Source organism: Marinomonas spartinae (assembly GCF_016461715.1).
Classification (GTDB): Bacteria; Pseudomonadota; Gammaproteobacteria; order Pseudomonadales; family Marinomonadaceae; genus Marinomonas; species Marinomonas spartinae_A.
Genome location: NZ_JAEMUI010000010.1, coordinates 87,119 through 104,479, shown reverse-complemented (window position 1 = coordinate 104,479; position 17,361 = coordinate 87,119). Strand labels below are relative to the sequence as shown.

Sequence of the window (17,361 nt, the reverse complement as noted above, 5' to 3'; positions counted from 1 at the left end):
TATTGGCAAGCGCAGTCGTCGTGCAAAAGTCTCATAGTGCATAGTATGCAGGTTATATGTGCAACCCATGCGTCTTCCGCAATGATCCATCGCCTCCTATAGTGATTCTTTCTGCCAAATAAAGGAAAATCACTATGAAAACTCAAGCAAAAACCCTTTTGATTATCGGTGCTTCCCGGGGCTTAGGTTATGCCATGGCCGAAGAGTTTGTATCCAAAAATTGGAACGTAATAGGTACAGTACGAGACAACAACAAGCCTAGCTTATTGCATGACCTAGCCAAACGATATCCGGACCAAGTTAGGATCGAAACTTTGGATATTACCTCCCAGGAACAAATCCATACTCTGCATGAACGCCTTGCTGGGCAAAGGCTAGACATGCTGTATTGCAATGCGGGCACGACCACTAAGGATCAGATGATTGCTATCGGCAAAGTCAGCACAGAAGAATTTAACCAAGTAATGTTGACCAATGTCCTAGGTCCCATGCGGGTTCTTGAAGCCTTTGAGGATCTATTACTGACTGATGGCCTGATTGGTGTTATGTCTTCCGGACAAGGGAGTATCAGCAACAACCAAAAGGGTATGCGGGAAGTCTATCGAGCCAGTAAAGCCGCCCTTAATATGCTGGTGAAAAGCTTTTCCGTCCGGGAGCAGAACACAGCCAGATCCATAGTACTGATGGCCCCAGGCTGGATCCGTACAGGCCTGGGAGGCGATCAAGCCCCCTTTACCCTAGAGGAAACGGTGCCGGATATTGTCAATGTACTGCTCGCTCAGATCCATAAACCCGGACTAAAATATCTAGATAGATTTGGGAACAGTGTGCCCTGGTAAGGCCTTGACGACTTAGCCCAATAAGGCGGGTTTATCGCCCGCCGTCGTCATATCGAAGCACTTAACCAGCTAGCCGCTTCATAAAAGCAGGTAATGAACAACTTCGTTTCTAGAGCGCAGGGGGAACTACTAGCGCCTCCACCAGCAACGACTTACTAGGACATGTTTTTGAGCCTTTCTGAACTGGGAGTGATTTTAAGGGTTTTGTCGATTCTTACGACATATATGATCCAGAAAAGCATTTTGGAGCGCATACCTTGATATGACAGCTATTTGTCTTTTTTCACCATCGTTTTAAGCGCGGCAATATTAGTTTTTTCACCTTCGACTTCTTTCAAACGACGACGCTGCTCTTCGAAATTATCAAACGCCAATTTTGCCTTCTCATCTGCGTCCTTTTTGGAGATTTTTCCAGCACCACTTAAAATGTCCCGATCATTAAAACTTAAAAACTGGTCCAGCTTATCGGCCCAGTCTTGCAAGAATACTTGCTTACGGCGCAGCGCTTGATCTTCGGCATAATCGAGCCACATATTGACAATGCGATTGAGCTCTTTAATTTCATCTTCATGCAAATAGTTCTTTGCTATGGTGACGTCAGTCTTGCGGACCTCATCGCCTTTATAGCTGGTCAGGCCCATGTCCGGTTTACTGGCATCCACACGACTGGCAATAAGTTCAGCGGCCGTCATATGCGTACAGGCGTAATGCAGTTTGTTCTGAATAATTTGGAAGAAGCGAGTAGTCTCTTGATTAGATGGCTCGTAATCAGCAGCCATGGTAAAGATTTCTTTCACCCGCAGATAAACACGCCGCTCACTGGCTCGAATATCGCGGATACGTTCCAGCATTTCGTCAAAGTAATCTGGAACTGCAGAGTAGCCAACAGGCGGGTTTTTTAGACGCTCGTCATCCATGGCAAAGCCCTTGATAAGATACTCTTTCAGGACTTGTGTCGCCCATTGGCGAAACTGTGTACCACGTTGCGAACGAACCCTGTAGCCAACCGCCAGAATTGCATCGATATTATAGTGGTCTATTTCACGAGAAACTTGGCGGGTTCCTTCTAATCGAACTATCCGGAATTTCCGGATGGTTGCGTTTTGTACAAGCTCACCTTCATTATATATGTTGACTAGATGCTCATTAATCGTGCGAACATCTTTATCATAGAGTTCAGCCATTACCGCTTGAGAAAGCCACAAGGTATCGGACTCAAAACGACACTCAACGCGGGCTTGACCGTCCGCACTGGTAAAAAGAACAAACTCGCCTTGAGGAGCAAGGGGGATGTTATCAGTCATTCAATCAACCTCTCTGCGTTATTGGAAGTCGCTACTTCGCAGCTTCATCATGACAAAAAAATGGCAAGTAATCTCTCAACCATAGAATTCTTTAGGTAGTCCCCCTCGAGCATCTTGGCGAAGCGTTCTGATGTCGCGAGCAGGGGGCGCGCCAAACAACCGAGAGTATTCACGACTGAATTGTGACAGGCTCTCATAACCAACCGATAAAGCGACAGCGGCGACACCTCCAAGTTCAGTGAAGAGCATTCTGCGAGCTTCATATAATCTAATCTGCTTTTGATACTGAAGAGGTGACAAGCCAACCGTCGCCTTGAAACGTCGATGAAAAGCGGAAGGACTCATATTCACTGTCGCCGCAAGCTCCTCCACTCGGAATGCCGTCGCGTAGTGTTTGCGAATCCATGTAATAGCATTCCTGATTTGGTAAAAACGATCATCGATACCGGCTATTTGTCTGAGCACCGCACCTTGTGGGCCGCGCAGCATTCGATAAAGAATCTCACATTCGATTAGAGGTGCGATTAAGGCGATATCATCCGGGTGATCGCTAAGGCGAACCATCCTGAACCATGCATCAGCAAGATCCTCACTCACTTGGTCAATGCAGAAACCTCTCGTCTCAGACAGGCTCGAAGGGCTATCCATATTACACAAAATCTCTGTGACTAAAGCTCGGTCGAGAGATAGGCGTAAAGCCAGATAGGGAGAAGTCGGACTCGATTCTACGACTTCGCCAATCACGGGTAGCTCAACGGAGGTAATAAAGCTTTGTCCCGCACGATAGTTGACGACTTGATCGCCGATGACAATCCTTTTGCTCCCTTGCAGGATCAGGCTAATCAGGGGTTGATAGATCTCAGGAAAAAGCTCGGTCGGTTGGCAAACCCTGAGAATATCCAAACGAGGTATCTGTGTTTGGGTAAGAACGGATTTCGCACGTTTCTCGACAAGCGATTTTAGTTTTTCAAGGGGGTTATTCATATCATTCTTTCTAGCATAGCTTGTATTGAGTATCAACGTATTAAGCAGAAATGTGCATTTTATAGACTGAAATAGACACGCGATAGTGTAGGCACCTTGTTATAAATAGTGACGGTCCAGTTGGACTCTTCAATGGACACGTTAATGGACTCTCTAGAGTACATTTTTGTTTATTTTCACAACTTCACGTCTTTTCAGAAAGGAAATACGCTATGGACATTAAAAATTCAGTCGTCCTCATTACAGGAGCTTCATCCGGTATTGGTGAAGCAACAGCCCGTGCGGTCGTGCAAGCTGGTGCTCGTGCTGTGTTATTAGCGAGGCGCCAAGATCGGCTCGACGATTTAGCGAGAGAGCTGGAGGATGATGTTCTGGCTTTACCCTGCGACGTCACCAATCCAGTCGAGGTTCAAAAGGCAGTCCAAATCGCGCAAGAGAAATACGGTCGAATCGATGTTTTGATCAACAATGCGGGGCAGGGGCTATATGCCGCGATTGAAGACATCGGCATTGAAGATTTTCGAGAACTGCTAAATATAAATACAGTTGCGCCACTGATTATGATGCAAGCGGTGATCCCCCTTATGCGCAAACAAGGAGCCGGATGCATCATCAATGTTAGCTCGGGTGCGACCCTAGCGACTTACCCAGGTTCAGCCGCTTATACGAGCTCAAAGTCAGCACTCAACATGATCTCAAAAGTGGCACGGCTTGAGCTAGCGGATGCAGACATCAGCGTATCTTTGCTACACCCCTTCATGACAGCGACCGAGTTCTATGGTGCGGTGAAATCCGGCCTAAACACCTCAAAAGAACAAGAAGCAGGAGCCGCATCCATCGCTCAACCACCATCATTGGCCGCGCAAATGATGGTCAACCTTATCCGCACTGGCGAAGAAGAGACGGATCTTGTTCCGAAAGAATACGGTGGAAGTTTTGAGGGCTAGTGTCGAGGGCTAAAAGAGTAAAACCCATCACATCGTCTGACGCCGTTTTTCCCGATACAAGACATAAAGGGCTACGAAAGCCGCCGCAAAACCTGAGGCAGCACCTATGCCTAGGGCCCAGCGCGGGCCAAAAATATGGGCTACAGATCCCACAAGAGGGCCACCGACTACGGAGCTGCCAAGGGCAATACTGACTCGTAAAGCCATCATTCGCCCCCGCATACGGCGCTCTGTACTCAGTTGTATTAAGCTCGTCACAGAGTTGGTGAAGGTGAGGGCGGAAATACCCGTAACGACTAACGCGGCGGCAAAAAACCAGTAGTTCGATGCCAGTGACGCAAGAAAGCAGCTAATGCCAAAGGCGAAGGCACTGCTTAATAACAGGGTAAAACGAGGTTTTTCTCGGCGTGCGCTAAGCAAGGCCCCCGATACGGTACCAATCGCCATAAAGGACATCAGCAGTCCATAGCCTTGTGCACTGGAATGAAACTCGCTCACCGCCATGGTGGAAATAAAGATCGGAAAATTGAGCCCAAATGTCGCCACTAATAACAACATTAGGAGAATGGCTTTCAGGTCTGGACGCTGCCACATATAGCGTAATCCTTCGCTAAAGGTACCTTTTACTCGTTTATCATCCGTCCCAGAATTCAGTTCGCTCACCCGTAAAAAGAACAATGACACTAATACCGCAAAGAAGGACACACCGTTGATCACAAACGCCCAGCCAGTATTGGTGGCGGCGATAATCAAACCAGAAATGGCGGGGCCAATCATACGTGCTGAGTTAAAGGAGGTAGAGTTAAGCGCTACGGCGTTGTGAAGATCCTCTTCATTGACCACGTCCCCAACAAAAGAATGCCGTGCAGGCGCATCGAATGCCGCCGCAGAACCAAATAAAACCGCAAAAATATACACTTGCCACAGTGTGATCATCCCCGTTAACGTCAGCACGCCCAGCAGCAGGGATAAGGCGCCCATGGTTAACTGCGTTACCATCAATAACTTACGTTTATTAAAATAGTCAGCAGCTGAGCCTGTCCAAGGTAACAGCAAAATCTGAGGTCCGTACTGGCAGGCCATGACCCAACCAAGGGCCGATGCATCGTGTTTTGTCAGCTCCGTTAATACCAGCCAGTCTTGTGCCGTTCGCTGTATCCAAGTACCACTGTTGGAGATAAGAGCGCCAATGAACCAAATCCGATAATTTACATTGCGAAGAGACCGGAACATACCGGTAAAAGGCGATTTCATAAAAGGTCAATTACATCCTGACTAATGCCAGTGTCACTGATGCGGGGAAAGGTCTTGACAACCCAAAGGGGATATCCTGCGCCAGATCCGCACGGTTTGCTGTTTGATGGGGTTATCTGTCAAAGGCCGCTACACGATGTTGGAATAACGGCCTCTGGTCAATCAATATACAAAATAGACAGTGAAAGGATCAAGCGAAACTGTGTTTTAGCACACAAAAAAACGCAGCCGTTACTGGTGTTTTTTCGAGCGGTACAGTCGAGCTAATGCGTAACCCAAGCAGCTCAAGGAAGTAATCGTAAAGCTCACAGGCCAATCACTATAATAAGAAATGGTAATACCACCTAGCCCGTACACTAACGCCAATATGGCGCTCAGAATTAAGCCTCGCTTTAGATGACTGCTTAACTGCAATGCGGCGGCCCCTGGGGCGATCATGAGGGTAAATACCAACAATGCCCCAACAATTTGGCTACAGGCGGCCGTTACCAAAGCACAGATAATAAAGAATACAATGCTGTAACGACCAACAGAGTAACCTCGGCTTTCGGCGATATCAGGCTGTAAGGTGGTCAGCAACAAGGGACGCGCTAACAGCAAAAAGGCTCCTCCACATAGCGCACTGAGGATTGCCAAGCGAATCACCATGCTATGGCTAACGGCCAATATATTACCAAATAGCAGGCTATTGGCTTGGGTCGCGAATTGCGTATAAAAATGCAAGGCCAATAAACCAATCCCCAATGCCATCGTCAGGACGATACCAATGACAACATCACGGTGTTCTAATCGATTGCCCAGATAACCAATGGCAACCCCTCCCATCACCGTGGCAATCAGCGCGCCTGAAAAAGGGGTGACACCCAAGAAAATAGACGCGCTAGCACCGGTGAAACCAAGGTGCGCCAAGGCGTGACCCGCAAAACTTTGACCTCGTAATACTAAAAAATAGCCGATAGGCCCAGCCAACAAAGAAATAACAATGGTGGCTAACCAAGCGTTTTGCATGAATGAATATTCAAACATATAAATCAGAATCCGGATGGGCAATTAAATGTTGACGACCATGGTGCATTACCACATCAAGGTGACAATGGTACAGCTCACTTAGAGTTTGGCTGGTAAGGAGTTCTGTGGCTTTTCCCTGTCGTAATTTCTGCTCATGAATCAACAAAACCTCAGTAAAATGATTAATAAAGGGGTTCAATTCATGGGTAGAACAAACGATGGTCATACCTAGATGTTGCTGTAAGTGGAGAATCAGTTCCACCAATTGGTATTGTCGACTCGGGTCAAGCCCCACCAGTGGCTCATCCAGTAATAACAACTTTGGCTCATTCAGTAGGGCTTGTGCCAGCATTAAACGCTGATATTCACCACCTGATAGGGTGTCCATAGGTTGCGAAGCAATCTTTTGCGCGTTGACTTGGACAATGGCATTGTCGATGCGGCGTTGCCATTCTTTAGCGCTTATGTTCCGTGGTCGCCAGGTTTCAAACAGGGACTGCGCACATAACGCAAGTCGGCTACTATGGGCTTTGAGCTGAGGTAGATAACTAATGGACGAGGAGCCTCGTTTACAGGGAGCATCCATAATATTCAAAGTGGTGTACTGTGCTTTTTGCAACCCTAGCAGGGTTCGTAAAAAAGTCGTCTTACCCACGCCATTACCGCCCAGTAAGCCGACAAAAGCACCTTGTTCTATGGCAAGCTCATCACATTCAAACAGCAAGCGAGGACCTAAGCTGACGCTTAGGTCCGTTGCAGAAATAATCAATTTTGTCATTTATTTCTCAAGTACGTTTTGCACCCCAGTCAACTCTTGATTAATCCAGTTTTGATAGTGAGTGCCTTTAGGCATTGTTTCAGTGGCCCCAACGATAGCAACTTTATGTTTTTCCGCAAGCGCCTTTAACTGATCTGTCATGGGGTCAGTCACTTGGTCATTATAAAGTAAGAAAGCCACTTTGTGCTCAGTCAGATCGTTGTGCAGAGCTTTTATTTGACTCGCCGATGGATCAGTATCGTTCATGACGGCCATTTGGAATCCGAGGTTACGCACTTTAAAACCCAGTTCTGCGAACATGTAGCCAAATACTGGCTCAGTCGCTGTCACTTCTGTTCCCGCGTATTTCTGACGCAAGGTATCAATACGCTGCCAGATAGGGTGTATAGATTTAACAAACGCTTGCCAGTTATGCTGATAGGCGGCTTTGTGAGCAGGATCCAGTTGGCTGAGCTCCTGTTTAATCGCTAAAGCCAGCAACAACATAGTGTGTGGATCATACCAGATATGTGGGTTATCCCCATCTTGATGGCCCGTCATACTGGCCACATCGATTTTGACTAAATTGTCATGGCCAGCCAGCAGTTTAGCCATCCAGTCATCGTAGCCAATGCCACTGTAAATTGCGATCTTCGCGTTGGAAATAGAACGAGCGACTTTCGGGCTGACTTCGAAAAGGTGCGGATTATCATCCGGATTGGACAGAATACTCGATACTTCTACATGATCGCCGCCAACTTGCTTAGCGACATCCGCATAAAAGTTCTCTGCAGCAACGATATGAATAGGGGCAGCAAGCGCATAACTACTGACTAAGCAAACGCTTAGCGCAAACACTCCTGATACCAGACGGCTTAGTGACATGAATTTCTCCTAACAATTTTAAAAATCTGATGTGATGTGTCAAATAGTTGTTAGGTTATAACATAATATTTGAATTCAGAAAACTGTTTTAGTTACTAAAGAGTCACATGGTGTTACTAAATAGCAACAAACAGTTACTGAAGAGCAACACGACAAAGACTCAGAGCCTCATTCGTATGACCCTTCATATTTGCCCTCCATTACATGAAGGTTCCATCGATATACTGCTCATTCTTATGTAAATAAAGGTAAAAAATATTGTCGATATTTATATAATCCATACACTGCTTTCTTAAAGATAATTGGGATTGTCACGATAAGAACGAGACCCAGCTCAGTAATCTAACCTACCTTATAGTTAAGAATCATCACTCTAACATGGCTGTTTAATAGAAAATGACGACTCGTTCTAGCATCAAATTTCGACTCTTGTTAACGCTCCTGATTGCTATCGTGGTGGCAGGAGGTTGGTATGGCTGGCACTATCTGCAAACGCCGGATAAAAAAACATCTCAATCAGACTCCCATGAGGGAGGCTCAGGGAAAAAGGCGGGCAAAGCAGGCCACCATTTTGGTGGTAATAGAACCACACCCGTTTACGCAGGCGTGGCAAAACAGGCGGATGTTGCCGTGTATTTGAATGCATTAGGTACTGTAAAAGCCAATGCGTCAGTAACGGTCACCAGTCGAGTCACTGGTGAATTAAAGAAGGTGTACTTTCAAGAAGGCCAGTACGTTAAACAAGGCGAACTCATTGCACAAATTGATGATCGCAGTTATCAGGCGACCTTAGCACAAAACGAAGGCGCCTTGGCACAGAACGAAGCCCTGCTACACAACGCAAAAACCACCTTGGCACGTTATCAAAAACTCGCTAAAGAAAATTCTATTTCGGTACAAGATGTACAAGAACAAATGGCCACGGTTGGTCAATATGAAGGCATTGTCGCCACCGCTAAAGCGCAAATAATATCGGCAAAACTGAATATTGCATACGCAAAAATCAAAGCGCCTATTAGCGGCTATATTGGTCTGTTAGAAGTGGATCAAGGAAACTTGATCAGCAGTGATTCCACGGCCATCACCACCATCACGCAAACCAATCCGATCACCGCGACCTTCAGTATTCCTCAACAGCATCTGCAGGAAGTGTTGCAAGGGTTACGTCGTCACCAAGAGTTTCCCGTTACTTTGTTTGATCAAACAGGTGCCAAGACGCTGGCAACGGGCAAGCTGACCAACATCAGCAACAGCATTGATAGCGATACAGGGACAATCAAATTAAAAGCGCTTTTCAGCAATGACAATGAAGCCCTTTATCCTAATCAGTTTGTGAATGTTCGCTTACAGGTTAAGGAGCTAAAACACGCCATCGTTATACCTAAGGCGGCGTTGCAGCTTAATGACAATGGTGACTTTGTTTTTGTCATTGGACCTGATAATAAGGTGAAAAAGCACATGGTAGAGGCAGGCCCCGTAGATGGTGTCGATTGGGTAGTCATTTTATCCGGCGTCCAAGCAGGTGATAAATTAGTCACCACGGGCATCGATAATTTAAGCGATGGCAGCACAGTGAAAATTATCGCATCAAGCAAGGATGTTCAATGAACCCATCTCGTCTCTTTATTGAGCGACCGGTTGCCACCATCTTATTGATGGTTGGGGTATTATTGTCGGGCTTGTTCGCCTATACCTTATTGCCTGTTTCAGCATTGCCAGAAGTAGACTATCCCACTATTCAAGTCAAAACCTTGTACCCAGGTGCCAGTCCAGAGGTCATGGCGATTGCCGTGACGGCACCTTTAGAGCGCCAACTGGGGGAAATGTCCGGTCTCAGCCAGATGTATTCCACCAGCTCAGGCGGGGCCTCGGTGATCACCCTGAAGTTCAACCTGTCGTTGTCCTTGGATATCGCCGAACAGGAAGTCCAAGCGGCCATTAACTCGGCTAACAGTCTCTTGCCCAAAGATTTACCCTATCCACCCACTTACAAGAAAGTGAACCCGGCAGACGGTTCCGTACTAACGATTGCTGCCACTTCCGACACTCTACCGTTAACCAAGGTACAGGATTGGATTAACTCCCGAGTGGCCCTTAAGTTGTCACAAGTCTCTGGGGTTGGATTGGTTACCTTGGCTGGAGGCCACCAAGCAGCGATTCGTATTCAGGCCAATTCTAAAGCTTTAGCCGCCCACCAGCTCACACTGGAAGATATCTATACACTGATTAACGCCAGCAATGTGAATGGCTCAAAAGGAGGCTTTAATGGTAAATACCACTCCATCAGCATTGATGCTAATGACCAATTACGAAATGCCAATGAATACGCTAACCTCATTTTAAAATACGAAAATGGCGCGCCCTTGCGCTTAAAAGACGTTGCCAAAGTTATTTCCGGCAGCGAAAACCAATATATATCGGCCACAGCAAATGGTAAGCCCGCCATCATCATCCAAGTGCAACGTCAGCCTGGAGCTAACGTCATTGAGGTGGTGGATAGTATTAAACGCCGCTTACCAGCACTGCAAGCATTGCTACCCGGCAGCATTAAACTATCGATTTTGTCTGATCGCACACAAACCATTCGCTCATCGATCCATGACGTTACATTTGAGTTAATGCTGTCCATTGCTTTGGTGGTGATGGTGACATTTTTATTCTTGCGCAATCTCGCGGCCACATTAATTCCCAGTATTGCGGTACCATTGTCACTAATTGGCACCTTTGGCGTCATGTATTTAGCAGGCTTTAGCATTAACAATTTAAGCTTGATGGCCCTGACCATCGCAACAGGCTTTGTTATTGATGATGCTATTGTGGTGGTGGAGAACATTTCACGGCACCTAGAAGAAGGTGAATCCCCCTTTCAAGCCGCGCTCAAAGGCTCAAAGCAAATCGCCTTTACGATTATTTCGCTGACCTTTTCGCTGATCGCCGTACTGATTCCGCTGCTTTTTATGAGCGATGTGGTCGGTCGACTGTTCCGTGAGTTTGCCATCACCTTGTCAGTCTCGATCTTGGTCTCGATGATCATTTCTTTGACCTTAACCCCCATGCTGTGTGCTTATTTGCTACGCCGCATACCAGAAGAGAAGCAAAGCCGCTTCTATAAAAAGGGAGGGCAAGTCTTCGATCAGGTTGTCTCCATTTACAATGGCTACTTAACCAAGGTATTGAATCATCAAACAACGGCTTTATTGGCAATCGTCGGTATCTTGCTGCTCACCATAGGACTCTACATTGCCCTCCCTAAGGGCTTTTTCCCCGATCAGGACACTGGCACGATACGTGGCATTACCATCGCCTCGGACAGTGTCTCTTTTACGGAAATGGGTAAGAGACAAGAGAGGGTCATCAAGCAGCTGTTAAAAGACCCTGATGTACAAAGCATTACCTCCAGTATTGGTGTAGATGGACAGAATGAAACCTTAAACCAAGGAAGGTTACAGATTAACTTAAAACCCTTTGATGAGCGTAGTGACCGCGCCCCAGCCATTATTAAACGACTGAATCAAGAAGTCGCTGATGTACCAGGTATAGAGCTGTATTTGCAATCACAACAAGATTTGACGGTGGACGATCAGGTCACCCCCAGCCAATATCAAATGACATTGGACGATACAGACAGCCGACAACTGGCCATTTGGACACCAAAATTGGTCAATGCCCTAAAAGAGCAGCCCGCTTTAACCAAAGTTGTCAGTAACTTACAAGATCAAGGTCTCGTGAGCTACGTCACGATTCATCGTGATGTGGCAGCACGCTATGGCATCACCGTCGCCGATGTAGACACGGCCTTATATAACGCGTTTGGACAGCGTTTGATCTCAACGATCTTTACCCAATCCAACCAATACCGTGTTGTCTTGGAGGTACCGGCCAATAAAGATCAAGCCGTCTCGACCTTAAATGATATTTATCTGGCCGGTAAATCTACCACCGGCTCAGGGGTTACCCCCATGGTGCGTTTAACCGACGTGGCCACGATCAGCCAAAGAACAGGCTCATTAATGAAAGCCCGACTTGATCAGATTCCGGCGGTGACACTGTCGTTTGATGTGGTCGACGGTTATTCCATAGAACAAGCACAACAAGCCATTAGCAACACCATTAGTAAGATAAACATGCCCGCCAGCATCACCTTAAAATACCAAGGTTCCGCTGCGGCTTTTAGTCACTCGACGAAAAACACCTTATGGCTGATTCTCGCGGCTTTGCTGACCATGTATGTGGTATTGGGCATTCTTTATGAGAGTTTTATCCATCCGATAACCATTCTATCCACACTACCAACCGCCGCCGTCGGTGCCTTTTTGGCTTTATTAATGAATGGCACGGAATTCAGTTTGATTGCCTTAATCGGCGTCATCTTGCTGATCGGTATTGTGAAGAAGAACGCCATTATGATGATCGATTTTGCCTTGGAAGCAGAAAAAACACAGCATCTGAGCCCTCGTGATGCCATTCATCAAGCCTGTTTGTTACGCTTTCGTCCCATTTTAATGACCACCATGGCCGCCTTATTTGGTGCCTTACCATTGATGTTAGCCCAGGGCTCTGGTGCAGAGCTACGCCAACCAATGGGGTTGGTTATCGTTGGAGGACTGATTTTAAGTCAATTGCTGACTTTATTTTCCACCCCCGTCATCTACCTGTTCTTTGATCGGCTCTTAAAACGTCGTCGACAACGAGCGCAACGATGAACCTATCAAAGACATTTATTTTTCGTCCGGTCGCAACATGGTTAATCACCATGGCATTGATGTTATTGGGCGTTTTAGGGTTTCAATGGTTGCCAGTCTCCAGCCTGCCCGCCATGTCGATTCCGGTCATTGTAGTCAGTGCGAATGTGTCCGGTGCCAGCCCAGAAACTATGGCCGCCACCGTCGCCACGCCACTGGAGCGAGCATTAGGGCAAATTTCAGGGGTCAATGAAATGACCTCATCCAGTACGTTAGGCTCTACCTCCATCGTGCTTGTGTTTGACGGTAAGCGTGATATTAATGGTGCCGCAAGGGATGTCCAAGCGGCCATCAATGCCTCGCAAAGCTTATTGCCCAGTGCCATGACCTCCTTGCCAACCTACCGTAAAATCAATCCAGCGGCGGCGCCTATTTTAATGATGTCACTGACCTCAAAGTCGATTCCCGCCAGTGTTTTGTATGATTTTGCCAGCAATCAGTTAGAGCCACGGATCGCACAAGTCAATGGGGTGGGGGACGTGACGCTATCAGGCAGCTCCTCACCAGCGGTACGCATCAACCTTCATCCTCAAGCCTTGACCCATTACGGCATTTCCTTGGATACCGTCCGTAAAGCCATTGTGGCCGCCACCAATCATGGACCCAAAGGGGTGATTCAAGGCGATAAAAACACCCTGATGGTCAACAGCAATGATCAATTACTGCACGCCAAAGCGTTTAAAAACATCGTTATTCACTATCAAAATGGGGCCGCCATCCATTTATCCGATGTTGCTGAGGTCAAAGAAGGGGTGGAAAACCAGTACAACGTCGCCTACTACAATAATCAGCCCTCCGTTAATATTCGTGTCACGCTAGCTTCTGGCGAGAACATGCTGTCCACCATTGATGGCATAAAAGCGCAATTGCCTGTATTTAAAAAGCTCCTCCCAGGTGATGCGCAATTGCACATTACCCTAGACCGTTCTCCTACGGTGCGTTCCGCCTTACATGAAACAGAACGCACCTTATTGATTGCCATGGCTTTAGTCATTGCCGTGGTGTTCGTCTTTTTACGTAATGGCCGAGCTTTGTTTATTCCAGCAATGGCATTACCCGTTTCTTTATTAGGTACCTTTGCAGTGATGTATTTGCTTGGGTACAGTTTAGATAACTTCTCATTGATGGCTCTCATCGTCTCCACGGGCTTCGTCGTGGACGACGCCATTGTGGTACTGGAAAATATATCCCGCCACTTGGAAGAGGGCTATGGGCCTGTCAGAGCCTCGTTGCGAGGCGCGAAGGAAGTCGGCTTTACCGTGCTGGCGATGACCGTCTCTTTGGTGGCGGTGTTTAATCCATTGCTCTTTATGGGCGATATTATTGGTCAGCTACTACGAGAGTTCGCCGTTACCTTGACGGTGTCACTGTTGATCTCAATGTTAGTCTCCGTGACACTCACGCCCATGTTGTGCTCGCGCTTATTACGTCGTCAAGCACAAAACCGCCCTAAAAACCGCCTCTATATTGGGATTGAAAGCGCCTTCGACCTGCTCAATAAAGGTTACAAAGTGTCTTTGGATGTTGTACTAAGACACAAGCGCATCACCCTGTTGACGCTGATTGCGACCATTGCATTGAATGTCCACTTGTACGGCAGCATTCAAAAGGGCTTTTTTCCAGAACAGGACACTGGCATTCTCTACGGTGCCTTACGCGCGGATCAAAACACCTCCTTTGACGCCATGGAACCCAGGCTACGCCAATATACTAAGATGATTCTTTCCGATCCCGCTGTTGCCAGTGTGATGAGCTCCATCAGTAGTTCACGCCGTGGCGGTCAAAATTTAGGCCGTTTTTTCGTGCGACTCAAGCCACTTGATGAACGACAGGCAACCGCCGCGCAAGTCGCTAACCGTCTCTACCAAAAATCCCAAAGTATGGCTGGGGGAAGGCTATTTTTACGCGCCGCGAGTGACCTTCATATTAGTGGACGCAGTGCCAATGCCAGCTATCAATTAAGTCTCCAATCAGACGATTTAAACCTACTACGCAAATGGGCACCCAAAGTCCAAACGGCATTAAGTCATTTGCCAGAGCTTAGTGGGGTCGATTCGGATTTAGAAGAGGGTGGCCAAGAAGTTCGCATCGTTATTAACCGCGATGCGGCGAAACGCCTTGGTGTCTCGGTCAAAGATTTGGATACCCTATTAAATAATGCGTTTAGCCAACGCCAGATTGCCACGATGTACCAAGATACAAACCAATATCATGTCGTCATGGGGTTAACCAAGGATTACACCAGCAACAGTGATGTTTTAAAATCCATGAGCATCGTGACAAATAAGGGCAATATTGTCCCTATCAGCGCATTTACCACGCTGGAAAGCGGAAACGCGGCTTTATCCGTCTCGCACCAAGATTTGTCCGCCACGGTTACCATCGCGTTTAATACGGCGGATGGGGTCACGTTAGAACAGGCACAACAAGCCATTAAACTGGAAATAGCCAAATTAGCCATGCCAAGCAGCATTGTGGCAAACTACGCAGGGGATGCTAAATTTTCGATCCATTTTGCCAACAATATTCCTTGGTTAATCTTGGCCGCCCTGATTACGGTGTATCTTGTCCTTGGTATGCTTTATGAAAGCTTTGCTCATCCACTCACCATTTTATCAACCTTACCCTCGGCAGGTCTTGGGGCCTTGCTACTCATGCAAATCACCAATACGCAGCTGACCATCGTCGCCCTGATTGGGATTTTGCTGTTGATCGGCATAGTGAAAAAGAACGCCATTATGATGATAGATTTTGCGTTGGATGCCCAACGAAAGCAAAATCTGTCATCAGAACAGGCCATTCGAGAAGCCTGCCTAAAGCGTTTTCGACCGATTTTAATGACATCGTTTGCTGCGTTTTTTGGTGCCTTACCAATGGCCGTTGGGCAGGGTGGTGATGCGGATTTACGCAGTCCGTTAGGCATTGCGATCTGTGGTGGTTTGGTGGTCAGCCAATTGCTGACGCTGTATACCACCCCTGTAGTTTATCTCTATATGGAAAAGATTAGCCAAGGGACTCGGCGGTTTTGGTCACGTTATATTCGCCAGGAAGATTGGTCGGCCAGCGACCCCTCTATAACCAATGATAACAATGGATCATGATGAATAATCGAATCATTCAATATTTGTGTATCAGTCTATTCGCTACGATACTCAGTGGGTGCGCGGTGGTTGGGCCGGATTATAAACGACCAAGCGCCCCACAAAGTCCACCATTTAAAGAAGCCAAAGGTTGGCAAAAGGCAACACCACTAGACCAAGAGCCCAAAGGTGCTTGGTGGAAAGTCTATCAAGACCCAGTGTTGTCTAAACTGCTCGCCCAAGTACAGATAAACAACCAAAACGTCGCCGAATATGCGGCTCAATACGAAAAGGCCAAAGCCGTTGCCGAACAAGCAGGCGCCAATCTGTACCCATCAATCAGCGGCTCAGCGAGTGCTACACGTTCTGGTACACAAAGCCAAACCAGTAATAGCTTCTCTGCGAAGGGCAGTGCCAGCTGGGAACTGGATCTATGGGGAAAATTACGCCGTACTCGTGAAGAAGATCGTGCCAGCGCCATGGCAAGTGCCGCTCAACTCGCCAATGCGACCCTCAGTGCGCAATCCAGTTTGGCGCAAGATTATTTTCAATTACGAGTGATGGACGAGCAAATAGCGCTTTACCAACGCAACATAGAAAACTATACCCAATATCTAAAAGTCGTTAACAATCAATACAAAGCAGGGAACATTTCTCGTTCCTCTTTGGCCCAAGCGCAAACCCAATTACACACCACTCAGGTTTCTATGATTAATCTCAAATGGCAACGGGCCCAGTATGAACACGCTATCGCGGTATTAATTGGCAAACCACCCGCAGCGTTTTCACTGCCTGCTGAGCCGTTGACCTATCATTTGCCCAAGATCCCTACCGAGCTTCCCTCTGCGTTGTTACAACGTCGACCCGATATTGCCTATGCAGAGCGTAATGTGGCCGCTGCGAACGCCGCCGTCGGCGTTGCCATTGCCGGGTATTATCCCGATTTAACCTTATCAGCCAGCGCAGGGGTTGAAAACTCCACCTTGAGTGACCTGTTCGAATTGCCTTCAAGAGTTTGGTCGATTGGGCCTTCTCTGAGTGGCAATATCTTCGACTTCGGGGCCACGAAAGCGAAAGTTCGCCAAGCAAAAGCCGCTTATAACGCCAGTGTCGCCAATTATCGACAAACCGTACTGAGTGCCTTCCAAGAAGTGGAGGATTATCTGGTGGCCATACACGGGCTAAACGAGGAAATGGCCGTGCAAAAACAAGCCACCGCATCTGCCAAGGAATCAGCGAGGGTAACCTATAATCAATTTAACTCCGGCATGATCGATTACTTAAATGTCGCAACGACAGAAGCCACCAGCTTGAGCCAACAACAGAATGAATTGAATATCATCAAATCCCAACTCATCAACAGCGTAAAATTGATCGTCGCTCTAGGCGGCGGCTGGAATGTGAGCGATTTACCCTCCGCAACGCCACCGAAAAAGAACACATCAAAATAAGGTTGCCCCCTAAAACCCAATAGTGCAGTCTGTTAGACTGTACCTATTGGGTAGGTTACTTAGCCTACTGTTACTTTGGCTTTCGGGTAGCGAGCTTTTTTTCTTCTTGG

General features: G+C 47.2%; 12 protein-coding genes. 6 read left to right on the top strand and 6 right to left on the bottom strand.

The window, feature by feature from the left end:
• Nucleotides 1-134: 134 nt before the first annotated feature.
• Nucleotides 135-839, top strand: coding sequence for an SDR family NAD(P)-dependent oxidoreductase (locus tag JHD45_RS11010; RefSeq protein ID WP_199476571.1), 705 nt, complete (start codon nucleotides 135-137; stop codon nucleotides 837-839).
• A 269-nt stretch (nucleotides 840-1,108) separates the two neighbouring features.
• Here the strand turns inward: JHD45_RS11010 and JHD45_RS11005 are convergent, their stop codons facing one another.
• Together JHD45_RS11005 and JHD45_RS11000 are read right to left on the bottom strand one after the other, a co-directional pair.
• Complete coding sequence (locus JHD45_RS11005) at nucleotides 1,109-2,143, bottom strand: virulence RhuM family protein (RefSeq protein WP_199476570.1); 1,035 nt, start codon at nucleotides 2,141-2,143, stop codon at nucleotides 1,109-1,111.
• 75 nt (nucleotides 2,144-2,218) lie between these two features.
• Nucleotides 2,219-3,127, bottom strand: coding sequence for an AraC family transcriptional regulator (locus tag JHD45_RS11000; protein WP_233407766.1), 909 nt, complete (start codon nucleotides 3,125-3,127; stop codon nucleotides 2,219-2,221).
• Nucleotides 3,128-3,339: 212 nt separating this feature from the next.
• On the opposite strand from JHD45_RS11000, the gene JHD45_RS10995 reads away from it, so the two are divergent.
• Nucleotides 3,340-4,074, top strand: a complete 735-nt coding sequence (locus tag JHD45_RS10995) for an SDR family oxidoreductase (protein ID WP_199476569.1) — start codon at nucleotides 3,340-3,342, stop codon at nucleotides 4,072-4,074.
• 27 nt (nucleotides 4,075-4,101) lie between these two features.
• Here JHD45_RS10995 and JHD45_RS10990 read toward each other — a convergent pair whose 3' ends face one another.
• The 4 genes from JHD45_RS10990 to JHD45_RS10975 all read right to left on the bottom strand — a co-directional run bounded on the left by JHD45_RS10990 (nucleotide 4,102) and on the right by JHD45_RS10975 (nucleotide 7,978).
• Entirely contained in the window at nucleotides 4,102-5,328 is a 1,227-nt protein-coding gene (locus JHD45_RS10990) for an MFS transporter (RefSeq protein ID WP_199476568.1), read from the bottom strand.
• 231 nt (nucleotides 5,329-5,559) lie between these two features.
• The gene (locus JHD45_RS10985) at nucleotides 5,560-6,354 is read right to left on the bottom strand and encodes a metal ABC transporter permease (RefSeq protein WP_199476567.1); all 795 of its coding nucleotides are present in this window, start codon (nucleotides 6,352-6,354) and stop codon (nucleotides 5,560-5,562) included.
• On the bottom strand, nucleotides 6,347-7,114 hold the full coding sequence (locus JHD45_RS10980; RefSeq protein ID WP_199476566.1) for an ATP-binding cassette domain-containing protein: 768 nt from the start codon (nucleotides 7,112-7,114) through the stop codon (nucleotides 6,347-6,349). The genes JHD45_RS10985 and JHD45_RS10980 overlap by 8 nt, the downstream gene beginning before the upstream one ends.
• Nucleotides 7,115-7,978: a metal ABC transporter solute-binding protein, Zn/Mn family gene (locus JHD45_RS10975; protein ID WP_199476565.1), complete on the bottom strand. Its 864-nt coding sequence runs from the start codon at nucleotides 7,976-7,978 to the stop codon at nucleotides 7,115-7,117.
• A gap of 396 nt (nucleotides 7,979-8,374) precedes the next feature.
• On the opposite strand from JHD45_RS10975, the gene JHD45_RS10970 reads away from it, so the two are divergent.
• From JHD45_RS10970 to JHD45_RS10955, 4 genes are read left to right on the top strand one after another with little or no spacing between them, the layout of a single operon-like run.
• Nucleotides 8,375-9,586, top strand: coding sequence for an MdtA/MuxA family multidrug efflux RND transporter periplasmic adaptor subunit (locus JHD45_RS10970; RefSeq protein WP_199476564.1), 1,212 nt, complete (start codon nucleotides 8,375-8,377; stop codon nucleotides 9,584-9,586).
• Nucleotides 9,583-12,681: an efflux RND transporter permease subunit gene (locus JHD45_RS10965; RefSeq protein ID WP_199476563.1), complete on the top strand. Its 3,099-nt coding sequence runs from the start codon at nucleotides 9,583-9,585 to the stop codon at nucleotides 12,679-12,681. The genes JHD45_RS10970 and JHD45_RS10965 overlap by 4 nt, the downstream gene beginning before the upstream one ends.
• Nucleotides 12,678-15,821 carry an efflux RND transporter permease subunit gene (locus JHD45_RS10960; protein WP_199476562.1) on the top strand — a complete coding sequence of 1,048 codons (3,144 nt, stop codon included), beginning with the start codon at nucleotides 12,678-12,680 and terminating at the stop codon, nucleotides 15,819-15,821. The genes JHD45_RS10965 and JHD45_RS10960 overlap by 4 nt, the downstream gene beginning before the upstream one ends.
• Nucleotides 15,818-17,251, top strand: a complete 1,434-nt coding sequence (locus tag JHD45_RS10955; protein ID WP_199476561.1) for an efflux transporter outer membrane subunit — start codon at nucleotides 15,818-15,820, stop codon at nucleotides 17,249-17,251. Before JHD45_RS10960 ends, JHD45_RS10955 begins: the two co-directional genes overlap by 4 nt.
• The last annotated feature ends 110 nt before the right edge of the window (nucleotides 17,252-17,361 follow it).

Excerpts from the sequence above, each read along its gene's own strand:
- JHD45_RS11010 (WP_199476571.1), top strand. The coding sequence starts at position 135 with ATGAAAACTCAAGCAAAAACCCTTTTGATTATCGGTGCTTCCCGGGGC.
- JHD45_RS11005 (WP_199476570.1), bottom strand. The coding sequence starts at position 2,143 with ATGACTGATAACATCCCCCTTGCTCCTCAAGGCGAGTTTGTTCTTTTT.
- JHD45_RS11000 (WP_233407766.1), bottom strand. The coding sequence starts at position 3,127 with ATGAATAACCCCCTTGAAAAACTAAAATCGCTTGTCGAGAAACGTGCG.
- JHD45_RS10995 (WP_199476569.1), top strand. The coding sequence starts at position 3,340 with ATGGACATTAAAAATTCAGTCGTCCTCATTACAGGAGCTTCATCCGGT.
- JHD45_RS10990 (WP_199476568.1), bottom strand. The coding sequence starts at position 5,328 with ATGAAATCGCCTTTTACCGGTATGTTCCGGTCTCTTCGCAATGTAAAT.
- JHD45_RS10985 (WP_199476567.1), bottom strand. The coding sequence starts at position 6,354 with ATGTTTGAATATTCATTCATGCAAAACGCTTGGTTAGCCACCATTGTT.
- JHD45_RS10980 (WP_199476566.1), bottom strand. The coding sequence starts at position 7,114 with ATGACAAAATTGATTATTTCTGCAACGGACCTAAGCGTCAGCTTAGGT.
- JHD45_RS10975 (WP_199476565.1), bottom strand. The coding sequence starts at position 7,978 with ATGTCACTAAGCCGTCTGGTATCAGGAGTGTTTGCGCTAAGCGTTTGC.
- JHD45_RS10970 (WP_199476564.1), top strand. The coding sequence starts at position 8,375 with ATGACGACTCGTTCTAGCATCAAATTTCGACTCTTGTTAACGCTCCTG.
- JHD45_RS10965 (WP_199476563.1), top strand. The coding sequence starts at position 9,583 with ATGAACCCATCTCGTCTCTTTATTGAGCGACCGGTTGCCACCATCTTA.
- JHD45_RS10960 (WP_199476562.1), top strand. The coding sequence starts at position 12,678 with ATGAACCTATCAAAGACATTTATTTTTCGTCCGGTCGCAACATGGTTA.
- JHD45_RS10955 (WP_199476561.1), top strand. The coding sequence starts at position 15,818 with ATGATGAATAATCGAATCATTCAATATTTGTGTATCAGTCTATTCGCT.